This is a genomic window from Paenibacillus sp. RC21, from assembly GCF_044907935.1.
Lineage (GTDB): Bacteria > Bacillota > Bacilli > Paenibacillales > Paenibacillaceae > Paenibacillus > Paenibacillus terrae_A.
Genome location: NZ_JBIYCS010000001.1, coordinates 1049046 through 1060788 on the forward strand (window position 1 = coordinate 1049046; position 11743 = coordinate 1060788).

11 protein-coding genes are annotated in these 11743 nt (G+C 48.1%); 6 read left to right on the forward strand and 5 right to left on the reverse strand.

Features of this window, described 5'->3' with window-relative positions:
* Positions 1–196 precede the first annotated feature (196 nt).
* From nikA to ABIA61_RS04635, 6 genes are read left to right on the forward strand one after another with little or no spacing between them, the layout of a single operon-like run.
* Positions 197–1738: a nickel ABC transporter substrate-binding protein gene (nikA, locus tag ABIA61_RS04610; protein WP_404580358.1), complete on the forward strand. Its 1542-nt coding sequence runs from the start codon at positions 197–199 to the stop codon at positions 1736–1738.
* 1 nt (position 1739) lies between these two features.
* Entirely contained in the window at positions 1740–2684 is a 945-nt protein-coding gene (gene nikB, locus ABIA61_RS04615) for a nickel ABC transporter permease (protein WP_283656084.1), read from the forward strand.
* Positions 2681–3535 carry a nickel transporter permease gene (gene nikC / locus ABIA61_RS04620; protein ID WP_404580359.1) on the forward strand — a complete coding sequence of 285 codons (855 nt, stop codon included), beginning with the start codon at positions 2681–2683 and terminating at the stop codon, positions 3533–3535. The genes nikB and nikC overlap by 4 nt, the downstream gene beginning before the upstream one ends.
* A 7-nt stretch (positions 3536–3542) precedes the next feature.
* Entirely contained in the window at positions 3543–4376 is an 834-nt protein-coding gene (locus ABIA61_RS04625) for an ABC transporter ATP-binding protein (protein ID WP_404580361.1), read from the forward strand.
* Complete coding sequence (locus tag ABIA61_RS04630; RefSeq protein ID WP_283657949.1) at positions 4369–5211, forward strand: ABC transporter ATP-binding protein; 843 nt, start codon at positions 4369–4371, stop codon at positions 5209–5211. Before ABIA61_RS04625 ends, ABIA61_RS04630 begins: the two co-directional genes overlap by 8 nt.
* Positions 5178–6488 (forward strand): MATE family efflux transporter, encoded by a 1311-nt coding sequence (locus tag ABIA61_RS04635; protein WP_404580363.1) that lies wholly within the window; start codon positions 5178–5180, stop codon positions 6486–6488. The genes ABIA61_RS04630 and ABIA61_RS04635 overlap by 34 nt, the downstream gene beginning before the upstream one ends.
* A 511-nt stretch (positions 6489–6999) precedes the next feature.
* Here ABIA61_RS04635 and katA read toward each other — a convergent pair.
* From katA to ABIA61_RS04660, 5 genes are all read right to left on the reverse strand, one after another.
* Entirely contained in the window at positions 7000–8457 is a 1458-nt protein-coding gene (gene katA / locus ABIA61_RS04640) for a catalase KatA (RefSeq protein ID WP_044647621.1), read from the reverse strand.
* Between the two features lie 198 nt (positions 8458–8655).
* Positions 8656–9258 carry an adenylyl-sulfate kinase gene (gene cysC, locus ABIA61_RS04645; RefSeq protein ID WP_404580365.1) on the reverse strand — a complete coding sequence of 201 codons (603 nt, stop codon included), beginning with the start codon at positions 9256–9258 and terminating at the stop codon, positions 8656–8658.
* Positions 9259–9320: 62 nt separating this feature from the next.
* A complete protein-coding gene (locus tag ABIA61_RS04650; RefSeq protein WP_404580366.1) occupies positions 9321–10226 on the reverse strand; it encodes a TIGR02452 family protein in 906 nt (301 codons plus the stop codon).
* A complete protein-coding gene (locus ABIA61_RS04655) occupies positions 10223–10714 on the reverse strand; it encodes a riboflavin biosynthesis intermediates N-glycosidase (protein ID WP_404580368.1) in 492 nt (163 codons plus the stop codon). The genes ABIA61_RS04650 and ABIA61_RS04655 overlap by 4 nt, the downstream gene beginning before the upstream one ends.
* 29 nt (positions 10715–10743) lie before the next feature.
* A complete protein-coding gene (locus ABIA61_RS04660; protein WP_404580369.1) occupies positions 10744–11649 on the reverse strand; it encodes an NUDIX hydrolase in 906 nt (301 codons plus the stop codon).
* Positions 11650–11743: the final 94 nt, after the last annotated feature.

The window sequence follows — 11743 nt, forward strand, 5'->3', positions numbered from 1 at the left end:
TATAGCTATCTATGTTCAAAAATATCCTAAAAGTGAAAAGGCTGCTGACCTATCTCCATGGTCAAGCAGCTTTTTCTTTATAATCCTATATACATATTTATATAATTACATATTTACAAACCTTCCTCATTTGGTTACGATATGCTTCATGAGCTAAAGTGTAAAAATTACGATTACGATCAAGGAGGAATATCTGTTGTTTAAGAATCAGTATTTTAAACTCTTCATACTGTCAGTACTGGCAGGGATGATGGCAGCGTGCTCTTCAGCACCATCAGCTTCACTCTCTTCATCTGTTGCAAATGCACCAGTAGATAAAAGTGTTACCCTATTGTTCAATGTGCAAAGCCCTTCTGTAGATCCTCATACGGATGTGAATTACACAGCCGTTCGTGCGGGAGTGAGTGAAACGCTTGTCAAGGTGAGCAAGGATCTCAAGCTGGAGGCTTGGCTTGCAGAGAAATGGGACAGTAAGGACGGACAACACTGGACCTTCAACATCCGTTCAGGCGTGACCTTCCATAGCGGTAAAGCTGTCGATGCCGCTGCTGTCAAAGACTCTCTGGAAAGAGCACAAAAACTCAATCCATCGGTTAAAAATGCGCTGCATATCCGTGATATTCAAGCAGATGGTCAGATTTTAAACATCACGACAAACAAGCCTTTTCCGGAATTTGTATCTGAGCTGGTTCATCCGAATACGGCGGTGATAGATACCACTTCTACAGGTGATCTTCCATCAGGGACAGGCCCGTTCAAGGCCGCCAGCTTCCGCGCCGGAAGTGAACTGAATCTGGATCGTAATGAGCAATACTGGAATGGCGAAGTGAAGCTGAAGCATGCCAAATTCATGTTTAACGAAGACGCCAATGCACGTCAGCTTGCCTTTCAAGCCAAGGATGCCGATATTGTGTACCGCCCGCCGATTGAAAGTCTTGATTTGCTGAAAGCCGATCCCACCGTTAAGGTTGACTCTCTTCCCAGCCTGCGGACGCATCAGCTCATTTACAATATGAATAACAACGATCTGAAAAAAACGGCGGTGCGTAAAGCATTCGATAGCCTGATTAATCGGGATGAGATTGCCAGCGGTATTATGTCCAGTCAAGGAACCCCTGCTCAAGGTCCATTCTTGTCTGACTTTCCTTTTTCACCAAAGTATACTAAGAAAAAGTTTGATTTGACTGCTGCGCGAGAAGGCTTCAAGCAGGCTGGATACAAAGTGCAGGATGGTAAAGTTACAACGCCCGAGGGCAAGTCGCTTCATCTTACATTACTGACTTACCAGTCGAGAGCAGAACTCCCACTCATTTCACAGCTGATTCAGGCTAACGCCAAGGAGCTGGGCATAACGATTGATATCCGCCAGGTTGATAATATCGACGAATACCTTGCGGCTAATCAGGATTGGGATTTGGCGACTTATAGCAGTATTACAGCCCCGCGTGGCGATGCAAGTTACTTCCTGAATGCGACTTACATGCCTGAGGGCGCGTTGAATTATGGACGTGTGCATTTACCGGAAATGGAAGCTCTGATCACGAAGCTGAACATGACAGTGAACGAGGAACAACGTAACAAGCTAGCGCTGGAAGCCGTTATACTAATTGATCAAGAAAACCTGCAATCCTTCCTTGTTCATCCGAATAACGTAGTGGCCTATCGAAATTACGTACATAACTGGGTGACAAGTCAAAGTGAATACTATCTGCTGACTCAGGATCTGGATGTGAACTAAGATGCTCAAATCCATTGGCAAAAAGCTTTTCGAACTTGTATTGTTCTTTCTTATTCTCTCCTTTGTCAGCTTCTGTCTGCTCAAGCTTGTTCCGGGCGATCCCGTCCGGAGCATTCTCCGGGTAGATGATGTCGCGGTGTCCAATCAGCAAATTGCGGATATGCGCAGTCAACTGGGACTGGATCAACCGTTACCTGTGCAATATGGCAAGTGGCTGATTCAATTACTTCAGTTTGATTTTGGACAGTCTTATTTAACCCATCGTCCGGTATTCACAGAGTTCATGGAAAAGCTGCCTTATACACTCCTCCTTACCGGAGCCTCCCTGTTCATCATGCTGCTGATTGCTCTTCCATTGGGAACCCTGTCAGCGTTGTATCGAAATCGCTGGTTTGACAGCGTCAGTCGCGTATTTGCCTTAATCGGCTCCTCGATCCCCAGCTTCTGGATGGGTCTCTTGTTTATGGAGTGGTTTGCGGTTAAACTGCGAATTTTACCGTCCATGGGAGAGGGAACCGTTTTTCATCTGGTGCTCCCTTCCCTTACCTTGGGGTTGGCAATGTCTGCTGTCTATGTACGGATGATTCGTGCTAGTCTGATCGAAAGCTCGGGACAGGACTTTATTAAGGCGGCACAAGCACGTGGAATCGGTCCGGTGCGCATCTTTTTCAGGCATATGTTCCGTCACAGTCTTGTGCCACTCATTACGGTGTTCAGTGAGAGCATAGGCAGCCTAATGGGAGGTACTGTGGTGATTGAGGTGCTGTTTGCCTATCCGGGGCTGGGCAAATGGATTGTCGATGCCATTGCTGCGAGGGATTACCCGATTATTCAGGGCTATACGCTATTTATGGCTGTGTTTATCGTATGCATCAATATTTTGGTAGAACTGTCCTACCGTTGGGTTAATCCTGAAATTGCTTTGAAGGAGAAACGATTATCATGATAAAATCCATACATGCCGAAAACAGGCAGCTCATCAAGATGCGACTGTCCAAACCGTGGAGCGTAACGCTCTCCATCCTGTTCATTCTTGCAGCAATTGTAGTGCTTCCCCTTCTTGCCCCGCAAGATCCGTACCGTGTCCAGATGGGGAATCGACTCCAACCGATCAGTGCTATGCATTGGCTGGGAACTGACCATTTAGGCAGAGATATGCTGTCAAGGGTGATGTCAGGACTTCGGACGACTGTCGGAACCAGTTTATTAATATTGACCGTTTCACTGGTTGTTGGGGTTCCACTCGGACTACTCTCCGGGTTTGTTGGAGGCTGGATTGATCGCGTGTTCAAGCGGGTGGTTGATGCTTGTATGACATTACCTGATTATATCTTTGCCATTGTACTGAGCGGCCTGCTCGGGCCGGGCTTATTGAATCTTATTTTCGCTGTGACCGCAGTAAAATGGGTTAGTTATGCACGGCTCGTTCGCAGTATCGTTCTGGCTGAGAAGCAAAAGGATTACATTTCATTATCCATACTGGCGGGTACATCCTCCCTGCGAATTGTCATGCGACATATTCTGCCCCACGCGATCGGGAATGTACTGGTACTGGCTACGCTGGATATTGGCAAAATCATTTTGATGATTGCCTCTCTGTCCTTTTTGGGCTTGGGTCCACAGCCACCGATTCCCGAATGGGGCGCAATGCTGAATGAAGGGCGAGCATATTTTCAAATAGCTCCCCACCTGATGCTAGTTCCCGGGGTTGCTGTCTCACTTACGGTACTCCTGGCGAATGTCCTGGGAGACAAGCTTCGTGACCAATATGATGTCAAAACCCGGACGGAGGTGTGAACCAGTTATGCTGTCTATTAAAGACCTAATGATTCAGACCAAAGCAAAAACGATCGTAAACCGGCTGGAGCTTACCGTTCGTCCGGGGGAATGGTTTGCTCTCGCCGGAGAAAGTGGTAGCGGAAAAAGCATGACCGCGTATGCCATCGGCGGTCTTCTTCCCTCTTCCGTTACAGCCAAAGGGATCATTGCGTGGAAGGAGAATAATTTACTTGCCCTATCGGCCAAACAAATGCGTTCCTTGCTAGGCAATGAAATCTCTTATATTTTTCAAGACTATCACGGGGCATTCACCCCCTTCCTTCGTATTGGAAGCCAGTTGGACGAGCTGATACGTGCCCATGGCAGACAGGATCGTAAAGCGCGCAAACAACGCTGTATGGAGGTGCTGGAGCGGGTACAGCTTCCTGCGGAGCGTGTGTATCGCAGTTATCCGTTCCAGCTCAGCGGCGGACAGTTGCAACGAGCCGCTATTGCTGCTGCACTGCTGCTGGAACCAAAGCTGCTCATTGCCGACGAGCCAACAACCGCGCTCGATACACTGACAGCCCACCGGGTGCTCCAACTCATCAACCGGATACGGATGGAAACAGGGATTTCCGTATTGTGGATCACTCACGATCTACGGCATGTCCGCAAGTATGCAGACCGAATCGCGGTGATGCGTACAGGTTCACTGGTGGAGACTGGAGAGACGCAAGCCGTGCTGGATCATCCTTCGCATCCGTATACACGTCGGTTGCTGGCGGCCATTCCGCCATTGTCTCCAGGCGCTCCCGCACGTTTGCCCTACAGCACCGAAGAACAGACCACACCAGATAGGAGCGGATCACTTGGATAATGAAGCATTACCTCCTCAGCGGCTTGGCATTTCCAAGCCTGTTGTCACTGTTTCTGGTTTGACGAAGGCTTACGCAGGGGGCAAAACTGTGCTGCAAGATATCTCTCTGTCGATTTCCACCGGAGAATGTCTGGGTGTCGTCGGGGAAAGCGGCAGCGGAAAAAGTACGCTCGCTCGCTGTATTTTGACGCTGGACCCGTTGGATCAAGGCGAGCTGGTGCTAGATGGGCGTGCAGTCCGGGGATTAAAGCGAAGTGAATTAAAGCGTATTCGTAGCAGACTTGGCGCCGTGTTTCAGCATCCCGCTGCGGCTTTGAACTCCAGACTGACCATCCTGCAATCGTTGATGGAACCGCTGGATCAGCTCAAAGGCTATGTTCCCTCCTATATGACGGGTATGCCTTCGGGACGTAGGGACATTGCCGAGCACTTGCTCGGTATGGTGAAGCTTCCCTCCAGCTATCTGGATAAGTATCCCCATCAGCTCAGCGGCGGGGAAAAGCAACGCGTAACCATTGCGCGTGCCATCAGCACCGAGCCGGATTTTATCGTGCTGGATGAGCCGACGGCCAGTCTGGATGTGACCACACAGGCCACCGTTTTAAATCTGCTAAAGGATTTGCAGGATAAACTGGGATTGGCATATCTATTTATTTCCCATGACCTGGCAGCCGTTCACTTTATGAGTGATCGGATCATGGTTATGAAAGATGGCAGTGTCCTTGAGCATTTTTCCAAGGAAGCTTTATTTCACTCAGATCGCCATTCCTATACACAATCGCTACTGGAGGTTTTTTCAACATGTTGCCTTCCCACCGAGCCTATCTTGCTTTAGCCATTCCTTTAATTATCTCGACGATTACAACCCCGCTACTCGGTGCGGTGGATACAGCGGTAATCGGTCATTTGAGCCACTCTGCCTATTTGGGCGGTGTGGCAGTAGGCACTCTTATTTTTAATACTTTATATTGGCTGTTCGGCTTTCTGCGAGTCAGCACATCGGCTTTTACGGCACAGGCGGCCGGGGCTAAAAATAACGACCAGGGTATAGCCGCCCTCATGCGTCCGATGGGGATTGCTTTGGTGATCGGTGCGTTGTTCATTCTGCTGCAAAAGCCGATCCTGCTAGCCTCCCTCCAGCTTATCCATCCTGCTGAGGATGTGGCGGCGCAGGCATCGATTTATTTTAACATTCGTATTTGGGGAGCTCCCCTCACGCTGGTGAACTATGTACTGCTCGGCTGGCTAATGGGATTGTCTCGCGTAAAGGCTACATTGTTTTTGCAAATTTCCATGAATGTTATCAATATGGTGCTGGCTATTGTATTCACACAAATCATGCAATGGGATGTAGCTGGTGTGGCTGGCGCTACTCTGATTGCTGAGGTCCTCGCATGTGTGCTTGGTTTTGTGCTAGTGCTTCGTTCGTCGGTCTGGAGGGAATGGAAGCGCAGTGGACCGAGGGATTGGCGGGGATGGTTTGGAGCTGCGGAGCTGAAAAGCGTCATGGCAACGAACCTTGACCTTATGATTCGGACAGCCTGTCTGCTGACGATGTTTAATCTGTTTACATCGAACAGCGCGAGTTTTGGAACCGATCAACTGGCAGCAAACGCTATTTTGCTGCAAATCCACTACCTTATGGCTTACTTTTTTGACGGTTTTGCCAACGCCAGCAGTATCATGACGGGTCAAGCCCGAGGTGCAAGGGATCCAAAAATGCTGCAAAGAGTTATTCATTTATCCTGGTTCTGGACGATTGTAACCAGCGTGCTGACGGGTGGGCTGTATTTTGCACTGAAGGAGCCGCTTATCCGTCTGTTTACCGATAACGCTACCGTGATCAGCCTTACGGATCCATATAACGCTTGGCTAGTCGCCTTTCCACTGGCCGCTGGACTGGGTCTGGTCTTCTACGGTGTATTTACAGGCATGACGGTGACGTACCCAATCCGTAATTCAATGCTCATTTCACTGGTCTTCTTTTTGATTGCGCTGTTTTGGTGCGTTCCCCACTATGGGAATCATGGGCTTTGGCTCTCGTTCATCGTATTTGCTTTAGGGCGGTCGCTGTTTCTTGTGATCTATTTGCCTCGGTTGCAGAAGATATAGCAATTTATAGTGCTGGAGGATGTGTACATTCGTGGATCTATGACCGCTACGAGAACGGATCATTCTTACGATCGCTGGCGCTTCTACAGAACGATTCCGTCCTCTCCGCTGGCTTTATGCTGCTTGCATCAATTATATTTTCAAACACAAAACACACCTAAATAAGTCACAAAACCTCGTGATTATTGAAGGCTTGCGACTTTTCTGATTTTTGATTCTTGTCCTTCGGCTTATAAACTGGCCACACTAAAAGCAGCGGAGAGGATGGAACGATTGCGGAAAAGCGGCAGCGGTCGCCTTTGTCTCCAGATTTACACCGCTGAGTGTAATTCAATAAATCTGGAGACAACAGCGTTTGGAGCAACGTTCCGTTCGCGGAGCGTCCACCACAAACACCCGCTTTTCATCGTACTCAAAAGCAAAGGATGTCCCATCAACCATCTATATGATGGCGTTGGGACATCCTTTTTAATTAATTAAGGTTATTTGTGTGTGGGAGTTGCGGACACCTCTACTCGCCTTGAGGAACGGTCAAGCCCAAACCTTCGGCTACACGGCGTCCGTACTCAGGATCAGCCTTGTAGAAATGTCCAATCTGACGCAGCTTGATTTCATCACTTTCCACCGGCTTCATCGCACCCACGATGTTTTGTACCAGACGCGCCCGTTCTTCTTCGCTGAGTAAGCGGTACAGATCGCCCGGTTGAGTATAGTGATCATGATGATCATAACCCACACTTTGTGCTTCTCCACTCACTTCAAAAGGAGCGATGTTGTGCGCTGGAGACTCTTTCGGCCCACCGAGGCTATTAGGCTCATAATAGACCGATCTGCCACCATTGTCGTCACTACGCAATGCACCATCACGTTGATAGTTGTGTACTTCCGCATGTGGTCGATTGATCGGTAATGAATTGTGATTTGCACCTACGCGGTAGCGATGTGCGTCTCCGTAGGCAAACAGGCGTCCTTGCAGCATTTTATCCGGAGATGCTTCAATACCTGGAACGAACGAACCCGGAGAGAACGTTGCTTGCTCTACTTCTGCAAAATAGTTCTCAGGATTGCGATTTAATACCATGCGTCCCAGCTCGATCAGCGGGTAATCCTTTTGCGACCATACTTTCGTCACATCAAATGGATCAAAGCGGTATGTGTCCGCATCCTCCACAGGCATAATTTGCACATGAAGCCTCCATGCAGGGAAATCACCCTTGTCAATGGCATTAAACAGATCTTCGGTATGATAATCCGGGTGTTCACCGGCAATTTTGGCAGCCAGTTCTACATCGAGATTTTGAACGCCTTGCTCTGTTTTAAAATGATATTTCACCCATACCGCCTGCCCTTCGGCGTTGACCCACTTGAACGTGTGGCTACCGAATCCATGCATATGTCTGAGTGTAGCGGGAATGCCGCGATCGGACATCAGAATACTTACTTGATGCAGCGATTCAGGAGATAAGGACCAGAAATCCCAAACGGCATTAGGGTTTTTCAGATGAGTTTGGGGGTGACGTTTTTGCGTATGAATAAAGTCCGGAAATTTGATAGCATCCCGGATGAAAAATACGGGTGTGTTGTTACCTACGAGATCGTAGTTGCCTTCCTCGGTATAAAACTTCACCGCAAAACCACGCGGGTCGCGTACCGTATCAGACGAGCCTTGCTCACCGGCAACCGTAGAAAAACGGATAAACATCGGTGTGCGCTTGCCTACCTCAGATAAAAAGCTTGCTTTTGTATAGGCAGATAAATCCTTAGTGACTTCAAAATAGCCGTGCGCTCCTGCGCCCTTGGCATGAACCACACGCTCCGGCACACGTTCCCGGTTAAAATGCGCAAGCTTTTCCAGCAGATGCACATCCTGAATCAATATAGGTCCGCGTGATCCAGCCGTTATAGAATTTTGATTATCACCGACAGGAGCGCCCCAGCTGGTAGTCAGGTTGGTTGGTTGTTTATTCATCATTAAAATCACCTCTTGAATGAATTGGTTGGCTATGTGCTGTAAACAAAAAACCTCCCGCCTCTGGCGCCGAACATCTGAAAAAACTAGGGGGAAATTTCAGACGGCTTCAAGATCGAGAGGTCTATTCTATTTAAACATGAATTCCATTTTTGATAATGAAGATTTCAGGAAGATTTGAAAAAGGTTTGACGAAGATTAGAGCAACAATGATTCCCTATCGAGAAAATCCAGTATATCCTGAACCGACTGGCCAATCTCCCGGCCTTCAGTGGGTACGATGAGCTCAGGCTCCAAAGGTGCCTCATAAGGCGCATCAATACCAGTAAAATGACGTATTTCTCCGGCTCTCGCCTTCTTGTACATTCCTTTGGGATCACGTCGCTCGCATTCCTCCAGACTGCACTGGATATAGATTTCATAACAGCCTTCCTGCTGTAAAATGTCCTTCACCATTTCACGATCCTCACGATAAGGAGAGATCGTAGCACAAATCGTCAGCACTCCTGCATGTGACATCAGCTTCGCTACTTCAGCAATACGACGGATGTTTTCTTTGCGATCAGCGGGCAGGAAACCCAGATTGCGATTTAAACCATGCCGAACATTATCCCCATCCAAAATAAACGTGTGTATGCCTCGTGCAAATAATGCTTTTTCCAGTGTGGAGGATACCGTTGATTTTCCCGAGCCAGACAGCCCCGTAAACCAAAGTACCGGGCTTTTATGCCCATTCAGAAGCTGGCGCGCTTGCTTGTCAACGTCTGACGCATGCCAGGTGATGTTTGGATTTGGATTCATTCAGCACTCTCCTTTTTCATAACTTATCACTGTATATGGTTTTTGAAACACGTCCCCCAGCTTTAGGAAAGACCGTGTTTAAAGGCGTTCAAGGTACGCTGCCCTGCTGTGTGATCCAGTACCGCAAAAACAATTCGATCAAACAACAATCCATATCCTTCATCTACAAGCACTTGCTTGAACCAGACGGCAACCTCTTCCGGCTTATTGCGGAATACCCCACAGCCATAGGCTCCCAGCACAAGGCGCTCTACCCCGTTTTGCGCAGCCAAACTGAGTATGTAACGGATTCGCTCCAGCATCACTTCGCCAATCCGATTTACCAGCTCTGGCTCCCGTTCTCGCACGACTCCAGCATTAACAGCAGGTGCGGTCAGAAAAGCGACTAGGTACGGCTTCTCCAGCAGCATTCCCTGATCATCCCGAAATATCGGGACATCAGGCGAATAAATCATATAATCCGAATAAAAACAGCTTCGCAGCTTCCGATTGTGCTGATACATCTCTTCCATTTGTGAAATACAAGGATACAATGCAGACGAACGAGCCAGGCTTTCCTCCTGTGCCTGACTGCCTCCGAGAAATCCGCCACCCGGATTTTTGGCTGATGCAAAATTCAGACACGCCACGTGATCCATCTTCTCCGTCACCTGAAGCCTGTAAGCCGCTTCCAATGTGCTTTCTCCCGTAACTTCCATCTTCTCATTAATCATCTGTTGCGCCAGCTGAGAAGACTCTGATACTCCTTTTAATAGAAGAATCTTTTCCTCCGCCTCCTGTTTTACAACCACAAGCTGAGACGGTGCATATAGCTTCGAACCTGTGATGGCGTTGCTTACCTCTTGTGCAATATTCACTTGTGCCTGTTTGGTATTCGTATAATATCCATTCTCCAAAATAGATAACGTTTCCTGCGCCATATGTGATCGAGTATCCCGGTTGCTCCGGGTGTTCATGGTATGTTTCATGATGGATATTCCTCCTTTTTCTGTACATCCTCACGTAGTTTCGTCAGTATTTCCCCAAGCCAATTCGTGCCTCGCCATGATTTGCGGTTCCGTATGCGGGCATCATTTTCAGCCAATCCTACCCCCCAAATCGTGTCCGTCGGACTGGCCTCAACCAGTGTAGTTCCTTTCGTTTTGAGCAGATGCTTAAGTAAATTCGGATTTTGTGTAAATTTGGCGTAGTTACCGTCATACACAAATTGTCGGCAATTCGCCTCCCACAAGGATTGATCAAATCCGCGCACACTACGGCCGCGTGCTTTTTGCTCCCGAGGGGTAGGGGCTTGCATAATTTTACTGCCCGCCTCTTCATCCCCAAAAAGCTGTGCTTTTTTAAACATCATAAATTGCTCCGCGCAGTTGAATTCCAATTCATTTACGGTAAACACAGAGGGATACCATTGCGAAAATGGCGACTGACTGCGATAAAAAAATGTAAACTTTTCCACGTTAATTCCTCATTTCATATTACTTCATGCTACATAAAACGCGACCGTGGCTTGAAGCGGTATAACTTGGACGGACGATGTCCGGCCGCCTTTCTATATTCATTCGTCTCTTCCACAAGTTCAGCTATTTTGCGTCGGAAGGCTGCAGCCAACAGTTCCTTACCCAGAATTATTTCATATACCTGTTGAAGCTCACTCAATGTAAACAGGGATGGCATCAGGTGAAAAGCAATATCTGTATATTCTATTTTGCTGCGCAAACGCTCGATGCCGTACACAATAATTTGGGCATGGTCAAAAGCAATCCCCTGTGATTCCAGCACTTCTCGCTTGACCTCAATGGTCTTTCCCTTGAGAATTTCAGTCACTTTTACTTTGGCTGACAGGTGAATGTCCCCATGCTTCAATGTAATGTCAATGTTTTGTTCCCATCTGTAACCTTCCGGCTGATTCGTCCGTGTCTCCTGAGCCACACTGTAGTCCAGCTCAAACCATTGGGCATCCGCAGCATCATCTCCAGCTTGTACCTCCAATGAATCGTGGTCTACCAATGCCATGTAAGCGCAGCTGATGACCCGCGTGCGTGGATCACGTGCTACATCTCCCCATGTATATAGCTGCTCCATATAAATCCGGTCTACATTCGTTTCAGTCTTAAGCTCACGTCGTGCAGCCTCCTCCAGGCTTTCATCCATCCCTACAAAGCCGCCTGGCAACGCCCATTGACCCAGAAACGGATGCTCTCCCCTCTGGATCAGAAGTAGCTGGAGTGTCTTCTCCGGCAGCTTGCGGTAATTGTGCTGGAGTTGATCCATCACGGTAAAAAGCAGCATATCCACCGTTACTGATGGACGCTCATACTGATTGGCATCATATGCAGCCAAAAATTGTTCCTCCGTCAAACCGTTATGATTGTGCTTCGATGTATTTGTCACTTGCGTCACCTACCTGTTCATATTTAGGTAATAGTTGCTTTCTAAATCAAGCAGCGAAAACAGCCTATGTAGCATTCTTTTATTTTAACTCAAT